The sequence below is a fragment of the Burkholderia sp. THE68 genome (assembly GCF_009938265.1).
Classification (GTDB): Bacteria; Pseudomonadota; Gammaproteobacteria; order Burkholderiales; family Burkholderiaceae; genus Caballeronia.
The window spans coordinates 1,936,406-1,956,137 of sequence record NZ_AP022315.1; the positions used below are offsets into that span (position 1 = coordinate 1,936,406).

Here is a 19,732-nt window from a genome sequence, read left to right on the forward strand (position 1 = left end):
AGCAGGGTTGGCTGACGCACGTACCGATGAAAAGCCCAAAATCATATCGGCTTTGTTCTTTCGAGTCAAATACTTAAGAACGGAGCCGGAGCCTGTCGTTTTCACACCTATTTTTGCCGAACTCGCTTTATGCCCGATGCCCCAAACACGCCGCCCCGCCTGATCCTGGCGTCCAGTTCACCTTACCGGCGCGAGCTGCTCGGCCGGCTGCGCGTTCCGTTCGACGTCATCGTGCCCGACATCGATGAAACGCCGCTCGCCGGCGAAACGCCCGAGGCAACCGCCGTGCGGCTGTCGATCGCCAAGGCGCGCGCCGCAGCCGAACGCATCGCTGACGACGCGCGCGCGCTCGTAATCGGCTCCGATCAGGTCGCGACCGTCGACGGCCGGCAGATCGGCAAGCCCGGCACGCATGAGAAGGCCGTCGCGCAGCTTCAGGCGATGCGCGGCCGCGGCGTCGAATTCCATAGCGCGCTGTGCCTGTTCGACCGCAGCACGGGCGACGTGCAATCCGCCGATATCGTCACACGCGTGCGCGTTCGCCGTGTTTCCGACGCGCAGATCGAAACCTATCTCCGCGCCGAAACGCCGTACGACTGCGCCGGCAGCGCGAAGGCGGAAGGCCTCGGCATCGCGCTGCTCGAAGCCATCGAGTCCGACGATCCCACGGCGCTGATCGGATTGCCGCTCATCGCGCTGACGGGCATGCTCGAAAAAGCCGGATATCCGGTTCTGGGGGCGGCATGAGCGGCATTCTCTATCTGATCCCGAATACCCTCGGCGAAGGCGACGCCGGCGCGCTCGCGCACGTCTTGCCCGAACCGGTGCGCGCGCAGGCGGCCGCGCTCGCGTATTACATCGGCGAAAACGCGAAAACCACGCGCGCGTTTCTGAAGAAAGTGGGCACTGAGCGGCCGATTCAGGAAATCGAGGTGCGCGAACTGAACGTCAACACGCCGCCCGCCGATATCGACAGGTTGCTCGCGCCGATCCTCGCCGGCACCGACGCAGGGCTCGTGTCCGAAGCCGGCTGTCCTGCCGTGGCCGATCCCGGCGCGCTGCTCGTGCGGCGCGCACATCAGCGCGGCGTGAAGGTCGTGCCGTTCGTCGGACCGAGTTCGATCCTGCTCGCGCTGATGGCCTCGGGCATGAACGGCCAGAGTTTCGCGTTCAACGGCTATCTGCCGGTCGACGCCGGCGAGCGCGGCAAGCGCCTGCGCGAGCTGGAGCAACTGTCGCGCAAGGCCAGTCAGACGCAGATTTTCATCGAGACACCGTATCGCAACCGGGCGATGCTCGACACGCTCGTCGCCACCTGCGCGCCGTCGACGCTCATCTGCGTCGCCGTCGATCTGACGCTGCCGGGCGAAACCATCGTCACGCGCACGGCGGCCGACTGGAAGAAGCAGACCGCGCCGGACCTGCACAAGCGTCCGGCGATTTTCCTGCTGCTGGCGTCCTGATCAGCGCAACTGGGGCTTGCCGCCGAGCGTCAGCGCGCGCATGGCGGCATCTCCGACCGACGCGCCGAAACGCCGCACCACGCGCTCGCTGATGCTTTCCTTCTGCGTGTAATCGACGATATCCGGCTGCTTGATAATTTCGCGCGCCACGTAGCTGGCGTCGCCGAAACCATCGGCGAGACCCAGTTCGACGCTTTTCTCGCCCGTCCAGAACATGCCGGTGAACAGCTCGGGATCATCCTTCAGACGTTTGCCGCGCCCGAGTTTGACCGCGTCGATGAACTGCGTGTGGATCTGGTCGAGCATCTGCTGCGCGTGGGCGTTCATCGCGGGCGTTTCGGGGGAAAACGGATCGAAGGCGCCCTTGTTCTCGCCCGACGTGTGCATGCGGCGCTGGATGCCCAGCTTGTCCATCAGGCCCGTAAAGCCGAAACCGTCCATCAGCACGCCAATCGAGCCGACGATGCTCGCGCGATCCACGTAAATCTTGTCCGCCGCCGCCGCGACGTAATAGCCGCCGGACGCGCACATGTCATCGACGACCACGTAAAGCGGCGTCTTCGGATATTTCGCGCGCAGCCGCCGGATCTCGCCGTTGATGATGCCCGCCTGCACCGGACTGCCGCCCGGGCTATTGATGCGCAGGATCACGCCAGCCGTGTTCTCGTCCTCGAACGCGCTTTGCAGCGCCCCGTCGATGTTGTCGGCGCTGGCGTCGCCGTTCGCCGCGATCTCACCTTGCAGGTCGATCAGCGCCGTGTGCTTGCCGGCCTTCGCGACGCGGTCGCCGGTGAAATCGAACACGCCCCATGCGATCAGCGCAATCACGCCGAGAAACACAAAGCGAAAGAAGATGCGCCAGCGCCGCGCGGCGCGCTGCTCGCGGATGGCGGCGAGCGCAATGCGTTCGAGCGCCTCGCGCTCCCAGTTATCGTTGCCGCGCGGGGGAAAGTTGTCGGACATGCGTGATTGGTCTGTTTGGGTCTGTTTCGAGAAGGGAATCAGGCGGGACGCAGCGCATCGTCAGGCAGCCAGAAGACCGCGCGGCCCTCCGGCGTGTCGCGTTCCTCGACGGCGACCGCCCGCAGTCGCGCGCCGCGGCACGGACCGCCGACGCATTTGCCCGTGTCGGGCTCGTAGATCGCCCCGTGCGTCGCGCACATCAAGTATAGGCCCGAGCTTTCGAAGAACTGTCCCTCGTTCCAGTCGAGCTCCATCGGCACGTGGGCGCAGCGATTCAGATAACCGTGCGGCTTGCCGTCGTAGCGCACGAAGAAGACGACTGCATCGCCGGCCGCTTCTGTCGCCGCGACCCGCACGCCCGCGCCGCCATCGACGAGTTCATCCGATGCGCATACGCGCACTGCCGCATCCTGCAAACCCGGTGCGGCCTCCGTCATGCGTGCTCCCGCAGCCATCCGGCGAGCGATGCGACGCTGTCCGCGCAGAACTGCGGCTTGAGCGCCGCGAGCGAATCCGCCGGATGCGCGCCGTATCCCACGCCGACGCCCGCCGCGCCGGCGTTGATCGCCATCTGCAAGTCGTGCGTCGTGTCGCCGATCATCACCGTGCGCGCGAGGTCCTGGCCGAGTTCGCGCGTGAGTTCGTGCAGCATCGCGGGATGCGGCTTGGAAAAGGTTTCGTCGGCGCAGCGCGTGCCGTCGAAGAGGCTCGTAAGGCGCGATTCGTCGAGCGCGCGATTCAGCCCGACGCGGCTCTTGCCCGTCGCGACGCCGAGAAAATAGCCGAGATCGCGCAATTCCTGGAGCAGTTCGCGCACGCCGTCGAAGAGCTCGGTTTTCTGGCCCATCGTCAGGAAATGGAAGCGGTAGCGCTCGGCGAGACGCGGATAATCCGATGGATCGAGCGTCGGCGCGCAGATTTGCAGCGCGTCCTTCAGGCCGAGGCCGATCACGTAGCTCGCGGATTCATCGGCGGGAACCGGCAGGCCGAGGTCGCGACACGCGGCCTGGATGCTGCGCGTGATGTGGGCGGTCGAGTCCATCAGCGTGCCGTCCCAGTCGAAAACGATCAGATCGAATTGCTGCCGCGCCATTTAGTCTGTCTCTCGGTTTTTCAATTGTTCGATGAATTGTTTGCATTCGGCGGGCAGCGGTGCTTCGAATTGCAGCGGCTCGCCCGTCGCCGGATGAGTTATCTTCAGACGAAATGCGTGCAAAAACATGCGTTTGAGTGACGGTTTCGCGCTCGGACGGGCCAATTCCTTGTTCAATGCGAAATCGCCGTACTTCGCATCACCCGCAATCGGCAGGCCAATGCTCGCCATATGCACGCGAATCTGGTGCGTGCGGCCGGTCTTCAGTTCCGCTTCAAGCCACACGTAATCGCGCCAGCGCTCGATCAGATTGAAGACCGTATGCGACGGCAAGCCGTTTTCCTGGATGCGCACGCGCCGCTCGCCATCCGCCGCGACATACTTGTGCAGCGGCGCCTTCACGATGCGTCTGCGGCCCCAATCGCTCTGCCATTCGCCGTGACCGAGCGCGTAATAGCGCTTGTCGACACGATTCTCGCGAATCTGTTCGTGCAGATCGACGAGCGCCGCGCGCTTCTTGGCCAGCATCAGCACGCCGGACGTCTCGCGATCCAGCCGATGCACCAGTTCGAGGAATTTGGCGTGCGGCCGTGCGTTGCGCAATTGCTCGATCACGCCGAACGCGACGCCGCTGCCGCCATGCACCGCGACGCCCGACGGCTTGTCGATGACGATCAGATGGTCATCCTCAAAAATAATCGGAAATTCGGCGGCGGGCGCGTTCGACGACACCGGCGCCTCGTCCTGCTGCGCGGTGCGGATCGGCGGCACGCGCACGAGATCGCCCAGTTCCAGCCGGTACGCGGCGTCGATGCGGCCCTTGTTCACGCGCACTTCGCCGCTGCGGAGGATGCGGTAAATATGGCTTTTGGGGACGCCCTTGCAGACGCGCAGCAGGAAATTGTCGATGCGCTGACCGGCGGCGGTCTCATCGACTTCGATCATCGAGACGTGTTCGCTTGCGACCTGCTTATGGGATGTTTTGCCTAACTCATTCATTCTGAATATAATTTGCGAACAGCCTGAAAAGGTCGAAGCTTAAGATCAAGCAACGGCCGAGAATGTTCAGACTGTACAGGTGCAAGCGATAAACCATCATTTTACTTGCGCCCAAGGTCGGTTGCTCACCCTGAAAATCGAGAGCAGCGAGTTGCACGCACGGCGATATCACCGGCAAGGACGGCGCCCACAGGCGCGTTCGGTCGAGTCGATCGCCGACGGTAACGGATTTTTGGTCAAAAAGAATTTTATCGGCGAGAAGCGACGGCGCCCGGCACCAAAGCCGGATGCCAGCCCGAACCTGCCCTGCCAGCGAGCGGGAGAAAAAGGCAAATCGACGCTCGCCGGTTTTGCGAACAACTGACGGCGAAAACCGCTGCTGCGCTGATTTCTGCGAAGCGCGACGACGCCGCAACGAGACGAGACACACGGCCGCGAGCCAACGGGAGCAATCGAGCCCGCGGCCGCGCCGTCGCGGCATGGCAGCAAGGAGGTTCGGTCACGAAGCATCGCGCCGGTTCGCGCGAGACCGCACCTCCCCGCAGCCGCCGTTGGGAGGAATCAGGCTTTTGCAAAGAGCGCGGGTCGGTTCGGCGCGTCCATTTTGAGACGCGGAGCCGCTGCGCCGCCCCATCCTCACCACGAGCCGCGCGGCGCCTCACCGTCTCGCAGTTGCTTCGCATGTGCCCCACGACGTGGCCGCTCCAATCGAGCCCGCGCCTGCTTTCGGCAATTCTCCCGCCAGAAGTCCCGCTCCAGCGTGCTTTGTGACAACACACAAAAAGCGTGGCACGCCCTCCTTCCCGCTTCGCGCGCGTGATGTATCGATCACCGGCGCCGATTCGCCCGATGAAGGAAAAGCGTAGCCGCTCTGGAGCCGTTTCATGAAACGCATGCTGTTTAACGCGACGCAGCAAGAAGAATTGCGCGTCGCCATCGTCGATGGGCAGAAGCTCATCGACATCGACATCGAAACCGCCGGGCGCGAACAGCGCAAAGGCAATATCTACAAGGGAGTCGTCACCCGCATCGAGCCGTCGCTCGAAGCCTGCTTCGTCAACTACGGCGAAGACCGCCACGGCTTTCTGCCGTTCAAGGAAGTCGCCCGTCAGTATTTCCGCGATGGCATCGAGATGCGCTCCGCGCGCATCCAGGATGCGCTGCGCGAAGGCCAGGAACTGATCGTCCAGGTCGAGAAGGAAGAGCGCGGCAACAAGGGCGCGGCGCTGACCACGTTCATTTCGCTGGCCGGCCGTTACCTCGTGCTGATGCCGAACAACCCGCGCGGCGGCGGCGTGTCGCGCCGGATCGAGGGCGACGAACGGCAGGAACTGCGCGAAACCATGGCGCAGCTCGAACTGCCGGAAGGCATGAGCATCATCGCGCGCACGGCCGGGATCGGCCGTTCGGCGGAAGAGCTCCAGTGGGATCTGAACTACCTGATGCAACTCTGGCGCGCGATCGAAGCCGCGTCGCAGAGCGGCGTCGGCGGCCAGCCGATGCTGATTTATCTCGAATCGAGCCTCGTCATCCGCGCGATTCGCGACTACTTCCAGCCGGATATCGGCGAAATCCTCATCGACACGACCGAAATCCATGATCAGGCGCGCGCCTTCATGGATATCGTGATGCCCGACAACCTGCAAAAGGTGAAGCGCTATCACGACGACGTGCCGCTCTTCTCGCGCTTCCAGATCGAACATCAGATCGAAACCGCGTACTCGCGCACGGTGCCGCTGCCGTCGGGCGGCGCGATCGTGATCGATCATACCGAGGCGCTCGTCGCCATCGACGTGAACTCGGCGCGCGCGACCAAGGGCGCGGATATCGAGGAAACCGCCACGCGCACGAACCTCGAAGCCGCCGACGAAGTCGCGCGCCAGCTTCGTCTGCGCGATCTGGGCGGTCTGATCGTGATCGACTTCATCGACATGGAGTCGGCCAAGAGCCAGCGCGAAGTCGAGCAGCGCCTGAAAGATGCGCTCAAGCACGACCGCGCGCGCGTGCAAATGGGCAAGATTTCGCGTTTCGGCCTGATGGAGCTGTCGCGTCAGCGTCTGCGTCCGGCGCTGTCGGAAGGCAGCCACGTGACGTGCCCGCGCTGCAACGGCACGGGCCATATCCGCGACACCGAATCGTCCGCGCTGCAAGTGCTGCGGATCATTCAGGAAGAAGCGATGAAGGAAAACACCGCGGCGATCCACTGCCAGGTGCCGGTCGAAGTGACCGCCTTCCTGCTGAACGAGAAGCGCTCGGAAATCAACAAGATCGAGTCGCGCTTCAAGGTCAACGTCGTTCTGATCCCGAACAAGCATCTCGAAACGCCGCACTACAAGCTCGAGCGTCTGCGTCACGACGATGCGCGTCTCGACGAGCCGCGCGCGTCGTGGAAGATGGCAGTCGAAGCGGCGAGCGAGCTCGAGTCCGAAACGGGCTACAGCAAGCGCACCGAGGAAGTGAAGCCGAAGCAGGAAGCGGCGGTGAAGGGCATCACGCCCGAGAAGCCGGCGCCGAGCGCGCCGGTCAAGCCCGCGCCTGTCGAGGCTGCGCCCGCTCCGGCACCCGTGCCGGCGAGCGGCGGTTTCATCGCGTGGATCAAGAATCTGTTCGGCATTCAGCCTCCGCAACCCGCTCCGGCTCCGGTCGAAGCGCAACCGGCGACGCGTGCGCCGCGTGAACGCGGCGAGCGCACCGGCGGCGGCGATCGCAACCGTAACCGTCGCAGTGGTGGCGCCGGTCGTGACGGCGCCGCAGCAGGCGCCGCAACCGGTGGCAACGGCGCGGGCCGTCAGGGCGCGCGCCGCGAGGATCGCGAAGCGCGTGGCGGTCGTGAAGGACGCGAACTGCGCGAAGTGCGTGAGCCGCGCGAGGGTCGTGAGCCGCGCGAGGCACGCGAACCCCGCGAGCCGCGTGAGACACGGGAACCTCGTGAAGCGCGTGATCGCAACGCGGAACGCGCCCCGCGTCCGGAAACCGCCGAGCGTCAGGAACGCCGTGAGCGTCCCGAGCGCGCGGAACGCGGTGAACGCACTGAGCGCGGTGAACGCGCGGAACGTGGCGAGCGCCGCAAGCCGCAGCCGGAAGCCGCTGTCGAGGCGCTGACGCAAGGCGAAACGGTGGCATCGGAGTTCGTCGATACAGCGCAAGCCAACGCCAATGCGCAGCAGGCCGGCTTCGATTCAGCCGCCGATCAGGCAGCAGCCGAGGCGCGCGATGGCGAAGAGCGTCGCCGCCGCCGCCGTGGCCGTCGTGGCGGTCGTCGCGAGCGCGACGAAGACGGCATGACCGTGAATCACGCAGCCGACGTCGCGGAAGCGGAAGGCGCGGCGGAAAGCGTTTCCGCGCAAGCCGGCGTGTTCGACGCCGAAGCGGCGCAGGAAGCGTCCGCACGGCGCGAAACCCGCCCTGCCGCACCGCAGCCTGCCGAGCAGCCTGTTGCCGAGCCGGTCAGCCAGCAGATTGTCCGGCCGGTCGAAGCCGCGCCGCAAGAGCAGGCGCCTGTCGCCGCCGAAGCAGCGCCGGTCGCCAAGGCTGCCGAAGCGGAGCCGTTCGAGCTGAAGGCGCAGACTCCCGAGCCGACGACGTTCGATCTCTTCGAAAAGCCCGCTGCGGCGCCGGCGGTCGCGAATCCGTTCGGCCCGGAACCGAAGGTTGCCGACACGGCATCGGCCGACCCGTTCGCGCCTGCCGCGCCTGCCGCGACGGAAGCGCCGAAGCCCGCCGCCGTCGAAGCACCGAAGCCCGTTAGGCCGGCTCCGGTCGCGGCGAGCGAACCCGCCGCCGAGGTCGCCGAACCGGTGAAGGCCGCCGCAACCGCGCCGACGCCCGAGGCAACGATCGTCGAACCGGTGAAGCCGGTCGTCGAGCGCACGGAAAGCGAAGCGGAAACGCGTGTCGCCGTGCAAGAGCCGGTCGCCGTCGTCGCGGAACCGGTGAAGGCCGCCGCGACGTCGACGCCGATCGCCGCCGAAGCCCTTCAGCCGATGCTGGAGCGCGCGGGCCTCGTCTGGGTCAACACCGACGAAGGCAAGCTGCGCGAGGCGAACGCCGCTGCGGCGCGCGAACCGGCGACGGTGCGCGCACCGCGCGAGCGCAAGCCGCTCCCGCCGGCCGACGCCACGCCGATGCAGCAAGTGGAAACGGGCAAGCACATCCACTAAGTACGCTTGGTTGAAGTGACGAACGCCATCGACTCACGTCGATGGCGTTTTTTTTCGCCGATATCGAACGAAACAACTGAGGGAAAACCGCGACTCCGTGCCGTGCGTCTCCCTGCCCCGGTTCCGCTAAAATGGGACCTCGCAATCATCATTCGAACAAGGCCACAGAGGCCAAACCGATCCCCGAGTCATCATGTCCCGACGCATCATTCCCCTCGCCGACGTCAGCGCGATTCCGGATTTCTCCGGCGCAACGGCGTCGCCGTCGGGACATCTCATGGACACGCTCGCGCGTCCGCTGCGCGACCTGCGCATCTCGGTGACGGATCGCTGTAACTTCCGCTGCGTCTACTGCATGCCGCGCGAAGTGTTTGACAAGGACTACCAGTTTCTCCCCCACGCCGCCCTGCTCTCGTTCGAGGAAATCGAACGGCTCGCGCGCGTGTTCGTCGCGCATGGCGTCGAGAAAATCCGTCTCACCGGCGGTGAGCCGCTCTTGCGCAAGAACATCGAATTCCTGATCGAACGGCTTGCGACACTGCAGACGCCCGAAGGCCGCCCGCTCGATCTGACGCTCACGACGAATGGCTCGCTCCTCGCGCGCAAGGCGCAGTCGTTGCGTGACGCGGGTCTGTCGCGCGTGACGGTCAGCCTGGACGCACTCGACGATTCCCTGTTTCGCCGCATGAACGACGCCGATTTCGCGGTCGCCGACGTGCTGAACGGCATCGAAACGGCGCAAGCCGTCGGACTCGATCCCATCAAGGTGAACATGGTCGTGAAGCGCGGCACGAACGATCAGGAAATCGTGCCGATGGCGCGTCACTTCAAAGGCAGCGGCGCGGTTCTGCGCTTCATCGAATACATGGACGTCGGTGCGTCGAACGGCTGGAACATGAGCGAAGTGCTGCCGTCGGCGCAAGTGGTCGAGCGCATCGACGCGCATTTTCCGCTCGCGCCGCTGGAAGCGCATACGGCCGCCGAAACGGCGCAGCGCTGGGGCTATTGTGACGGCAGCGGCGAAATCGGCGTGATCTCCAGCGTCACGCGCGCGTTCTGCGGCTCCTGCACGCGCGCGCGGCTCTCGACGGAAGGCAAACTCTATCTGTGCCTCTTCGCGGTGTCCGGCCATGACCTGCGCGGCCTGATTCGCGGCGGCGCGAGCGATGAAGACGTCGCCACCGCCATCGCGCGGATCTGGGAGGCGCGCGGCGACCGTTATTCGCAACTGCGCGGCAGTGCGTCGGCGCCGTCGCGCGAGGATGCGCCGCGCGTCGAGATGTCGTACATCGGCGGCTGAGCGCGGTGGGACGCCCGTGCTGAACACTCATTCATCGTCGGATGTCACCGCGCTCGTGCTCGCGGGCGGGCGCGGCTCGCGCATGGGCGGCGTCGACAAGGGCATGCAGACGTTTCGCGGCGAGCCGCTCGCGCTGCATGTGATGCGGCGCCTCGCGCCTCAGGCGGGCACGCTGCTGATCAGCGCGAACCGTTCCATCGAAGACTACGAACGCCTCGGCGCGCCGTTCGGTGCGCGCGTCATCGCGGATACGCGCGCGGATTATCCCGGGCCGCTGGCGGGCATCGCCGCCGCACTGCGCGCCGCGAATACGGAGTGGCTCCTCACCGCGCCCTGCGACGCCCCTTTCGTCGATGAACATCTCGGCGCCGCATTGATGCACGCGCTCGATACGAAGCGCGCCGACATTGCCTACGCCGCAACGGTCGATGCGTCGGGCGAAGTCATGGCGCATCCGGTTTTCGCGCTGCTGCGCCCGTCGCTCGCCGACGATCTCGATGCCTGGCTGGATGCCGGCGAGCGCAAGGTCCGCGCGTGGTACGCGCGCCACAAGGCGGTGGAAGTCCAATTTCACGACGAACCCGCGTTTTACAATATCAACGATCTACAGCAGCTCGCCGAGATGGAACGGCGCTGACTGTCCGCCCACGTCCGCCGTTGCGGCAATCCGACGCTCGGGCGCTCAACCAACGCGCGGCCTCGTGGCTGCTTCTTCGCCGGACTCCGGCCGCGATCCACGCCGATTCATGACCACGTCCAAGGAATTCTCCGCTTGCGTCGCCCACTACGATCCGAACGCGCTGCCCGTTGAAGCGGCGCAGGACATCGTGCGTCAATGGGCGATGCCGCGCAGCCGTGACGGTCAAAGCGAACGCGTGGGCCTGCATGACGCGCTCGGCCGCGTGCTGGCCGAAGACGTGATCTCCCCCATCGATGTCCCCGCCTTCGACAACTCCGCGATGGACGGCTACGCGTTCGCGGGCGCTGCGCTCGCGCGCGGCGGCGCCACGCTCGATCTCGCCGTCGCGGGCACGGCGCTCGCCGGGCGTCCTTTCGCTTCGGCGCCGGGCGCGGACCAGTGCGTGCGCATCATGACGGGCGCGCTCATTCCGCCGGGCTGCGACACGGTCGTGCCGCAGGAACTGGTGACGCGCGAAGGCGACGCGATCCGTTTCTCCACCGCGAATCTGCGCGCGGGGCAAAATCGCCGGCTGTCGGGCGAAGATCTCGCGAAAGGCAAACCCGCGCTGCTTGCTGGCCGCATCGTACGCGCGTCCGATCTCGGCTTGCTCGCGTCGCTCGGCATCGGCGAAGTCGCGGTGCGAAAGCGTCTCACCGTCGCGATCTTTTCGACCGGCGACGAATTGCGCTCGCTCGGCGAACCGCTCGATCCAGGCAGCCTCTACGACAGCAACCGCTACACCCTCTTCGCGATGCTCGCGCGCCTTGACGTCAAAACGATCGATCTCGGCATCGTGCGCGACGACCGCGCGTCGCTCGAAAAGGCACTGCGCGATGCAACCGCGCGCGCGGATGTCGTCATCAGCTCGGGCGGCGTATCGGTCGGCGATGCGGACTTCACGCGCGAGCTGATGAATTCGCTCGGCGACGTCGCCTTCTGGAAGATCGCGATGCGTCCCGGCCGGCCGCTCGCGTTCGGCCGCCTGTGGTCGGGCGAGCGCGCGGGCGCGGGCAAATCGGCGCTCTTTTTCGGCTTGCCGGGCAACCCGGTCGCCGTGATGGCAACGTTCTACTTCATCGTGCGCGAGGCGTTGCTGGCGATGTCCGGCGCGACGCATCAGCCGCTCACCGCCATTCGCGCGAGCGCCGCCGAGCCGATCAAAAAACGCGCGGGCCGCACCGAGTTCCAGCGCGGCATCGCCACGCGCGACGCCGATGGCCGCTTTCGCGTCGTCACCACCGGCCCGCAAGGCTCCGGCGTGCTCAGCTCGATGAGTGAAGCGAACTGCTTCATCGTGCTCGAACACGCGCGCGGCGACATCGACGCCGGCGACGAAGTCGACATCGTGCCGTTCGACGGCCTGATCTGACTGGCGCGTAACGCGCGTCGCCACGACCAACATTCCTACATCGATAGACGGGGCTTTCCTTCCATGAAAAAGCAGATTTCATTCATTGCACCAGGACAGACCGCCAAGGCGCTGATCCTCGTGTACCTGACATTCAGCGTGCCGATCGTGCTGCTCGGCGTCGTGGTCGCGTTCGTGCGCTACGGTTCCGTGGAAGTGAGCACCGTCACGAGCGCGCTGCTGCTGAACGCGATTCTCGGCTTCATCCTGCTGTGGATCGCGTGTCACGCGTACAACTGGGTGGCGTCGCGTTTCGGCGGCATCGAAATCGTGTTGTCCGATGCCCCGGAGGAAGCATGAGCACCACGATTCGCGCAGCCGCGCCCGCCGACGTCCCTGCGATCTTCGGCCTGATGTACGAGCTGGCCGAATTCGAGAAGCTCACGCATCTTTTCATCGCGACGAAGGAAGGCGTGCACGATGCCCTCTTCGGCGCGCGACCAGCCGCAGAAGCGCTCGTCGCGGAGCAGAACGGCGAAATCGTGAGCTATGCGCTCTTCTTCCAGAATTTCTCGACCTTCCTCGGCAAGCGCGGCCTGTATCTCGAAGACCTGTACGTGCGTCCCTCGATGCGCGGCAGCGGCCTCGGCACGCTGATGCTGAAGAAGCTCGCCGCGCTCGCGGTCGAGCGCCAGTGCGGGCGCTTCGAATGGTCGGTGCTCGACTGGAATCAGAACGCCATCGACTTCTACGAGAAGATGGGCGCGACGGTGCTGCCCGACTGGCGCATCGTGCGCGTGACGGGCGAGCCGCTCGAACGCCTCGCCGGCTGAATCAGATGTCGTCGTCGCCCACGGGCGACGACGAATCGCCCAGCAAACCCGCCGCCTGTTCGCCCGGCAGCGCCTCGACATCGCGCAGGCGCCGGTCCATCTGCCGCGTGCGCGTCTGCGCCGCTTCGATCGAGCGCGTGACGGTTTCGAGCTGCGATTTGGTCTTAGCCAGCACTTCGCCGAACTTGCCGAATTCGGTCTTCACCGCGCCCAGCACCTGCCACACTTCGCTGGAACGCTTCTCGATGGCGAGCGTGCGAAAGCCCATCTGCAGACTGTTGAGCAGCGCGGTCAACGTGGTCGGCCCGGCAATCGTCACGCGATATTCGCGCTGCAGCGAATCGCTCAGGCCCGGGCGGCGCAGCACTTCCGCGTAGAGTCCTTCGGTCGGCAGGAACAGCAGCGCGAAATCGGTCGTGTGCGGGGGCGCGACGTACTTCTGCGCGATCGACTTCGCCTCCGCGCGCAAGCGGCCTTCGAGCGCGCGCGACGCGTTCTCGACCGCGACCAGATCCGCGCGCTCCTGCGCATCGATCAGGCGCTCGTAGTCCTCGCGCGGAAACTTCGCGTCGATGGGCAGCCACACGGGCGTGGCCGCATCGCCCGGCGCGCCCGGCGCATCGTGACGCCCCGGCAGGCGGATTGCGAACTCCACGCGCTCGTTGCTCTTCGGAATCGTCGCGACATTCTTCGCGTACTGGTCCGGCGTAAGCAATTGTTCCAGCAGCGATTCCAGCTGCACCTCGCCCCAGATGCCGCGCGTCTTGACGTTGGTCAGTACCTTTTTCAGATCGCCGACACCGGCCGCGAGCGTCTGCATTTCGCCGAGCCCGCGATGCACCTGCTCCAGCCGGTCCGACACGAGCTTGAATGACTCGCCCAGGCGCTGTTCGAGTGTCGCGTGCAACTTCTCGTCGACGGTTCGGCGCATCTCGTCGAGCTTCGTCGCGTTGTTCGCCTCGATGTCCTTCAGGCGCGCTTCGAGCGTCGCGCGCACTTCGCCGAGCCGGCGATCGTTCGCCTCCGACATTTGCGACAGATGCTGCGACATGGAATCGGCGAAGCGCTTCAACGCGTTGCCCTGATCCTCGCGTGCCTGCTGGCTCTGTTGCGCGAGTTGCTGCGCGAGCGCGTCGAACTGCGCGTTCTGCACGCTCGATGTGCTCGCCAGTTGCGTAGCGAGCGTCTGGTGGAATTGCGTGAAACCGCTCTGCGATTCCATGCGCGCCACGCGCGAACTCTCCGCGATATCGCCGCGCAAGCCCCGTTCGAGCCGTTCCTGCGCGCGCGCGTGCGCTTCGCCCATATCGTTGACGCGATCGGTGAGCGCTTCGAATTCGTCGAGGATGAGCGCGTTCGAGTGCCGCCGCATCGTGATGACGAGCGCGATGAGCGCGACGACCAGCGCGATCGCCAACAGCGCGACCGCGCCTACCAGCAGTTCCATCATGTCTTGAGCACGTCCGGATTGATCGGGTTCGGCGGATTGCCGGCGCGCGGGCCTTCACCCAGCGCGGCGATGAGATTGTCTGCCGCGAGATTCGCCATTGCGCGGCGCGTGGCCTCGGTCGCGCTCGCAATGTGCGGCGTCAGCACGACGTTGTCGAGCAGCATGAAATCCGGATTGAAATTCGGCTCGCCTTCGAAGACGTCGATGCCCGCCGCCGTGATGCGCTTCTCGCGCAATGCGACGATCAGCGCCGCGTCATCGACGATGCCGCCGCGCGCGATGTTGGTGAGCGTCGCGGTCGGCTTCATCAGCGCCAGTTCGGCCGCGCCGATCGTGTGATGGTTCTCCTTCGTGTACGGCAGCACGAGCACGACGTGATCGGCGCGCTTGAGGAGATCGTCCTTCGATGCATATTCGGCGTTCAGTTCGGCTTCGATTTCCGGCGCGACACGCGAGCGGTTGTGATAAATCACGCGCATATTGAAGCCGCCCGCGCGCCGCGCGAGCGCCTGGCCGATGCGGCCCATGCCGATCACGCCGAGCGTCGAGCCGTAGACATCGGCGCCGAGGAACGAATCGAAGGACCATTTCTGCCACTTGCCCGCGCGCAGATAGTGCTCGGATTCGGTGACGCGGCGCGCCGCCGCCATCATCAGCGCCCAGCCGAAATCGGCGGTGGTTTCGTTCAGCACGTTCGGCGTGTTGGTGCCGAGCACCTTGTGCGCGTCGAACGCCTTCATCTCGAAGTTGTTGTAACCCACCGCCATGTTCGCGACCACTTTCAAATTCGGCGCGCCCGTCAGTTCCTTCTCGCCGACCCATTCGCCCGCGGTGAACGCACCGTCCTTGTCGGCGAGACGCAGCGCGAATTCTTCCTGCGGGAGCACGTCGCCGAGGTTCACGTCGACATCGAAATACTGTTTCAGGCGCTCGATCACATCGGGAAAGGTGGGACGCGCGACAAGTACCTTCTTCATCGATTGCTCCTAGAAAAATAGCCAGCCCAGAACGGCGAACAGCGGCACGAGCACCGCGCCCGACCACGCCATATAGCCGAAGAAACTCGGCATGCGCACGCCGCGTGATTCGGCGATCGCCTTCACCATGAAATTCGGCGCATTGCCGATATACGTATTCGCGCCCATGAAGACCGCGCCCGCGGAAATGGCGGCGAGCGTCGTGGCGTCGGTGGTCATGAGCGTGCGGGCGTCGCCGCCCGCGAGATTGAAGAAAACGAGATAGGTCGGCGCGTTGTCGAGAAACGAGGACAGCAGGCCCGTCGCCCAGAAATAGGCCATGTCGACAGGCTTGCCGTTCGCATCCGATACCGCGCGCGCGATGCCCGCGAACGCGCCCGCCTCGCCCGCGCGCAAGATCGTGATGACCGGCGCGATGGTGATGAAGATCGCGGCAAAAAGCTTCGCCACTTCCACGATGGGCGCCCAGTCGAACGCGTTGCCTGCACGCGCGCTTTTCGGCGTGAGCGCGAGCGAGGCCAGCAGCACGGCGGCGAGCAGCACGTCGCGCACGAGATTCTGCAACTGGACATGCGTGCCGAACACATCGAACGCGATGCCCGGCTTCCAGATGCCGCTCATCAGTACGAGCGCGACGATCGCCGCGAGCAGCGCGAAGTTGATCTTGCCGTCGATACCGAGCGGCGGCGTGTCGGGCGTCGGATCGAGAAACTCGGATCGCGCGTCGTGCCTGCGCCAGTAGTGGCTGTCGAGCGCGTAAAACGCTGCGAGCAGCGCGGCGCAGACGAACAGCATCGGCAGCGCGAGATGCAGCGTCGTCCAGAAAAAGCCGACGCCGTTCAGAAAGCCGAGGAAGAGCGGCGGATCGCCGAGCGGCGTGAGCGAACCGCCCGCATTCGCGACGAGAAAGATGAAGAACACGACGACATGCACGACGTGCTTGCGGTTGTCGTTCGCGCGCAGAAGCGGACGGATCAGCAGCATGGCCGCGCCCGTCGTGCCCATGATGCTCGCGAGCACGGTGCCGAGCGCAAGCAGTCCGGTATTCAGACGCGGCGAGCCGTGCAGATTACCGCGCACGCAGATACCGCCCGCCACGGTATACAGCGCGGCCAGCAGGATGATGAACGGCACGTACTCTTCGAGCATGGCGTGGACCAGCACGCCGCCCGCCGTGCCGGGGCCGAACGCGAGTGCGAACGGCGCAAGAAACGCGAGCGTCCAGGCCGCCGCGATCTTGCCGAAATGGTGATGCCAGAGCTTCGGCGCGACGAGCGGAAACACGGCGATGGAAAGCAGGACGCCGATGAACGGAATGCCCCACGTTGCCGGGAGCGTCGCGCCATCGGGCGTCGCCGCGACGGCGGGTGCGGCGATGAGCGCAAGCACGACAGAAACGAAACGCCGCATCGGACTCAGGCTCCGCGCACGATGATCACATGCACGCGATACGGCCCATGCGCCCCGAGCACGATGGTCTGTTCGATATCGCCGGTACGCGACGGCCCCGACACGAAGTTCACGGCGCGCGGCAACTCGCCGCGTTCGGCGCGCATCAACGCGAACGCGTCTTCATGCGCCGCAACGATGCGCGATGCCGGCACGATCGCGATATGCGTCTGCGGCAGCAGCGCGCCAGACGCGGGCGTCTCCGGGCCGGACAGCAGCACGAGCGAACCGGTTTCAGCCGTCGCGCAAAAGCAGCCGGTGATGCCGACGAGATCGGCGTCGGCGGGTTTGCGCAACGCCGCCTGAAGGCCCGCTTGTGACCAGGGCAGCTCGCCAAGCGCGGGCCACGCGACGACATCGGTGGAAAGGTTCAGTGACTGTAGATAGCGCGCGGCTTCGGCGGGCGCGTCCGCAAGGGATTCGACTTCGGCGACGGTCGTGGAGAGACGCTCCGCTTCGAGCGTGAAGCGCGCGATGAGTTCGTCACGCGTGTGCGGCAGCGGCGGACGCGGACCCGCCGGATGCCGCTCGACATACTCCTGCGCCGCCGCGCGCTCGGCTTCCGTGGGCGTGCCGCGACGGCCCTGCGCGCTGCGAATGCGCGCGAGAATATTGCGGCGCGCGGCCGATGTGTCCATGGTGCCGTCCTCGTGATTGCGTGCTTGAGATTCGCGCGCGCCGGATTGATCGACGACGCGTCCGAATTATAGCCAGCGGCCTTCGCGCACGGACCTCAGCCGAACGGCATAAGCCAAACGCACGAACGCGCGCCCGCCGGCAGCGGATCAGTCTTCGCCGACCGGCTGCTCGATGCCGAACACCTGACGTAGATACGCGAGGTAAGCCTTGTCGTCGCACATGTTCTTGCCGGGCGAATCGGACAGTTTCGCGACCGGCTGTCCGTTGCAGCGGACCATCTTGACGACGATCTGCAGCGGCTGATAGCCGAGATCGTTGGTGAGATTGGTGCCGACGCCGAACGCCAGCTGACAGCGCCCGCGAAAGCGCTCGTACAACTGCAGAACCCTGGGAATGTCGAGCGCGTCGGAAAAGACCAGCACCTTCGTGCGCGGATCGCAGCGATTTTCCTCGTAATGCCGGATGAGGCGCTCGCCCCAGTCGAAGGGATCGCCGGAATCGTGGCGCGCGCCGTCGAACAGCTTGCAGAAGTACATGTCGAAGTCGCGCAGGAACGCCTTCATGCCGTAGACGTCCGACAGCGCGATCCCGAGGTCGCCGCGATATTCCTTCGCCCACATCTCGAAGCCGAAGATCTGCGAGTCGCGCAGGCGCGGACCGAGCGCCTGACACGCCTGCAAGTATTCGTGCGCCATCGTGCCGAGCGGCCGCAGGCCGTGCTTCATCGCGTAGAAGACGTTGCTGGTGCCGGCGAACTGCGCGCCGAGCCTCTCCTTCAGCGTCAGCACGACTTCCTCGTGCCACTGTCCCGAAAAGCGGCGGCGCGTGCCGTAATCGGCGATCTTGCAGTCCGAGTATTCGGGCGGCGTGGCGAGCAGCTTGATTTTCTCGCGCAGGCGTTCGCGGCCGGTTTCGTACTCGGGCTTGCGCTGCGTGTTGCGGAAATAGACCTCGTTGACGATCGCGAGCACCGGGATCTCGAAGAGGATCGTATGCAGCCACGGCCCTTCGATCTCGATATCGATTTCGCCGTTTTTCTTCGGCGACGGCGCGATGCGGATGGACTTCTCGTTCAGATGAAAGAGCGCGAGGAAATCGATGAAGTCGCTCTTCATGAACCGCATGCGCCGCAGATAATCCAGCTCCTCTTCCCTGAAGCGTAAATTGCAGAGCTGACGAATTTCGTCGCGAATCTCGTCGATGTACGGCACGAGATCGACGTTCGGCGTGCGGCAACGGAAGCGATATTCGACGTGCGCGGCGGGAAAGTGATGCAGGACGACCTGCATCATCGTGAACTTGTAGAGGTCGGTGTCGAGCAGCGAATTGATGATCATGGTTCTGACTGGAACATCTACGCGAATTGACCGCGCGCTTTGCCTCGTGCCTTGGGCTCGCGCGCGCCTTCATGCCTTTGGGGCCATGTTACCCGAATGCGCGCAATGGCATGACCCATGCCTCACCCTTTTACGAAGCCGCGCATACATACATCACGAATCGATATAAAGGGGGCGCCGTGTGGCTCGCGCCCGCTTTTATCGTTACGCTACAATATGCGTTTCGGCACGCGCACCTCCCGGCCCATGTCGCCGCCCAGGGCGCCGCCCCCACGAATTCCGCATGCAGGAGCCTGAATGACTCACGTTGTGACCGAAAGCTGCATCAAGTGCAAGTACACCGATTGCGTGGACGTGTGCCCGGTGGATTGCTTCCGCGAAGGTCCCAACTTTCTCGCGATCGATCCGGACGAGTGCATCGACTGCGCCGTCTGCGTGGCCGAGTGCCCGGTCAATGCAATCTACGCAGAAGAAGATGTGCCCGGCGACCAGCAGCACTTCACCGAGCTGAACGCCGACCTCGCGCGTAACTGGCCGAGCATCACGAAGACGAAGGGCTCGCTGCCCGAAGCGGACGAGTTCAAGGACGTGAAGGACAAGCTGAATCTGCTCGAGCGTTGATTCTGGCTGTCGCATTGCGCTTCGTTACGGTTTGCAAAAAATGCTTATCGAATGAAGATTGAGCGTTGACACGGTAATCGTGGCCCCCTATAATTTCGTTTCTCTGCTGTAGATGTTCCCCGATAGCTCAGTCGGTAGAGCGCCGGACTGTTAATCCGTAGGTCCCTGGTTCGAGCCCAGGTCGGGGAGCCAAAAAAACTCCAGCAAGTCGGTTTCAAAAGAACCCAGTCAATCGGCTGGGTTTTTTATCTCAGTTGCAGATGTGTAGTTGTTCCCCGATAGCTCAGTCGGTAGAGCGCCGGACTGTTAATCCGTAGGTCCCTGGTTCGAGCCCAGGTCGGGGAGCCAAAAGCTTCATTAAAAAGCCCAGTCACGCGACTGGGCTTTTTGTTTTTGCGCTTCATACTCCACGTCAATC

Annotated in this window: 19 protein-coding genes and 2 tRNA genes; 11 read left to right on the top strand and 10 right to left on the bottom strand. The window is 64.9% G+C overall.

Features of this window, described 5'->3' with window-relative positions; genetic code table 11:
• Positions 1-129: 129 nt before the first annotated feature.
• Positions 130-747: a Maf-like protein gene (locus BTHE68_RS09180; RefSeq protein WP_162066056.1), complete on the top strand. Its 618-nt coding sequence runs from the start codon at positions 130-132 to the stop codon at positions 745-747.
• Positions 744-1,463, top strand: coding sequence for an SAM-dependent methyltransferase (locus BTHE68_RS09185; RefSeq protein ID WP_162066057.1), 720 nt, complete (start codon positions 744-746; stop codon positions 1,461-1,463). The genes BTHE68_RS09180 and BTHE68_RS09185 overlap by 4 nt, the downstream gene beginning before the upstream one ends.
• On the opposite strand, the gene BTHE68_RS09190 is transcribed toward BTHE68_RS09185, so the two are convergent.
• Genes BTHE68_RS09190 through BTHE68_RS09210 form a run of 5 tightly spaced genes read right to left on the bottom strand, consistent with a single transcriptional unit; the run spans position 1,464 to position 4,948 of the window.
• Positions 1,464-2,426 (bottom strand): S49 family peptidase, encoded by a 963-nt coding sequence (locus BTHE68_RS09190; RefSeq protein WP_162066058.1) that lies wholly within the window; start codon positions 2,424-2,426, stop codon positions 1,464-1,466.
• Positions 2,427-2,464: 38 nt separating this feature from the next.
• A complete protein-coding gene (locus tag BTHE68_RS09195) occupies positions 2,465-2,863 on the bottom strand; it encodes a Rieske (2Fe-2S) protein (RefSeq protein ID WP_174258001.1) in 399 nt (132 codons plus the stop codon).
• Positions 2,860-3,519, bottom strand: a complete 660-nt coding sequence (locus BTHE68_RS09200; protein WP_162066059.1) for an HAD-IA family hydrolase — start codon at positions 3,517-3,519, stop codon at positions 2,860-2,862. Before BTHE68_RS09200 ends, BTHE68_RS09195 begins: the two co-directional genes overlap by 4 nt.
• A complete protein-coding gene (rluC, locus tag BTHE68_RS09205; protein ID WP_162066060.1) occupies positions 3,520-4,518 on the bottom strand; it encodes a 23S rRNA pseudouridine(955/2504/2580) synthase RluC in 999 nt (332 codons plus the stop codon).
• The gene (locus tag BTHE68_RS09210) at positions 4,511-4,948 is read right to left on the bottom strand and encodes a hypothetical protein (protein WP_162066061.1); all 438 of its coding nucleotides are present in this window, start codon (positions 4,946-4,948) and stop codon (positions 4,511-4,513) included. Before BTHE68_RS09210 ends, rluC begins: the two co-directional genes overlap by 8 nt.
• Positions 4,949-5,402: 454 nt before the next feature.
• Between BTHE68_RS09210 and BTHE68_RS09215 the strand changes: the two genes are divergently transcribed.
• The 6 genes from BTHE68_RS09215 to BTHE68_RS09240 all read left to right on the top strand — a co-directional run bounded on the left by BTHE68_RS09215 (position 5,403) and on the right by BTHE68_RS09240 (position 12,841).
• Positions 5,403-8,678, top strand: a complete 3,276-nt coding sequence (locus BTHE68_RS09215) for an Rne/Rng family ribonuclease (protein WP_162066062.1) — start codon at positions 5,403-5,405, stop codon at positions 8,676-8,678.
• A 193-nt stretch (positions 8,679-8,871) separates the two neighbouring features.
• Positions 8,872-9,978, top strand: a complete 1,107-nt coding sequence (moaA, locus tag BTHE68_RS09220) for a GTP 3',8-cyclase MoaA (protein ID WP_162066063.1) — start codon at positions 8,872-8,874, stop codon at positions 9,976-9,978.
• Positions 9,979-9,994: 16 nt separating this feature from the next.
• Positions 9,995-10,615 carry a molybdenum cofactor guanylyltransferase MobA gene (mobA, locus tag BTHE68_RS09225; RefSeq protein ID WP_232077870.1) on the top strand — a complete coding sequence of 207 codons (621 nt, stop codon included), beginning with the start codon at positions 9,995-9,997 and terminating at the stop codon, positions 10,613-10,615.
• Between the two features lie 109 nt (positions 10,616-10,724).
• Positions 10,725-12,029 carry a molybdopterin molybdotransferase MoeA gene (gene moeA / locus BTHE68_RS09230; RefSeq protein WP_162066065.1) on the top strand — a complete coding sequence of 435 codons (1,305 nt, stop codon included), beginning with the start codon at positions 10,725-10,727 and terminating at the stop codon, positions 12,027-12,029.
• 63 nt (positions 12,030-12,092) lie between these two features.
• Positions 12,093-12,368, top strand: a complete 276-nt coding sequence (locus tag BTHE68_RS09235; RefSeq protein ID WP_008342276.1) for a hypothetical protein — start codon at positions 12,093-12,095, stop codon at positions 12,366-12,368.
• Positions 12,365-12,841, top strand: a complete 477-nt coding sequence (locus BTHE68_RS09240) for a GNAT family N-acetyltransferase (RefSeq protein WP_162066066.1) — start codon at positions 12,365-12,367, stop codon at positions 12,839-12,841. Before BTHE68_RS09235 ends, BTHE68_RS09240 begins: the two co-directional genes overlap by 4 nt.
• 1 nt (position 12,842) lies before the next feature.
• Here BTHE68_RS09240 and BTHE68_RS09245 read toward each other — a convergent pair whose 3' ends face one another.
• The 5 genes from BTHE68_RS09245 to pncB form a co-directional block, all read right to left on the bottom strand.
• Positions 12,843-14,291: a DNA recombination protein RmuC gene (locus tag BTHE68_RS09245; protein WP_162066067.1), complete on the bottom strand. Its 1,449-nt coding sequence runs from the start codon at positions 14,289-14,291 to the stop codon at positions 12,843-12,845.
• Positions 14,288-15,268 carry a 2-hydroxyacid dehydrogenase gene (locus BTHE68_RS09250; protein ID WP_162066068.1) on the bottom strand — a complete coding sequence of 327 codons (981 nt, stop codon included), beginning with the start codon at positions 15,266-15,268 and terminating at the stop codon, positions 14,288-14,290. Before BTHE68_RS09250 ends, BTHE68_RS09245 begins: the two co-directional genes overlap by 4 nt.
• A 9-nt stretch (positions 15,269-15,277) precedes the next feature.
• Positions 15,278-16,678 (bottom strand): sodium:proton antiporter, encoded by a 1,401-nt coding sequence (locus BTHE68_RS09255; RefSeq protein ID WP_162066069.1) that lies wholly within the window; start codon positions 16,676-16,678, stop codon positions 15,278-15,280.
• 5 nt (positions 16,679-16,683) lie between these two features.
• On the bottom strand, positions 16,684-17,355 hold the full coding sequence (locus tag BTHE68_RS09260) for a LutC/YkgG family protein (protein ID WP_162066070.1): 672 nt from the start codon (positions 17,353-17,355) through the stop codon (positions 16,684-16,686).
• 147 nt (positions 17,356-17,502) lie between these two features.
• Positions 17,503-18,693: a nicotinate phosphoribosyltransferase gene (pncB, locus tag BTHE68_RS09265; protein WP_162066072.1), complete on the bottom strand. Its 1,191-nt coding sequence runs from the start codon at positions 18,691-18,693 to the stop codon at positions 17,503-17,505.
• Between the two features lie 297 nt (positions 18,694-18,990).
• Here pncB and fdxA point away from each other — a divergent pair, with 297 nt between their 5' ends.
• The 3 genes from fdxA (at position 18,991) to BTHE68_RS09280 (ending at position 19,662) form a co-directional block, all read left to right on the top strand.
• A complete protein-coding gene (gene fdxA / locus BTHE68_RS09270) occupies positions 18,991-19,314 on the top strand; it encodes a ferredoxin FdxA (protein ID WP_035501717.1) in 324 nt (107 codons plus the stop codon).
• A 116-nt stretch (positions 19,315-19,430) separates the two neighbouring features.
• A tRNA-Asn gene (locus tag BTHE68_RS09275) sits at positions 19,431-19,506 on the top strand.
• A gap of 80 nt (positions 19,507-19,586) precedes the next feature.
• Positions 19,587-19,662, top strand: a tRNA-Asn gene (locus BTHE68_RS09280).
• Positions 19,663-19,732: the final 70 nt, after the last annotated feature.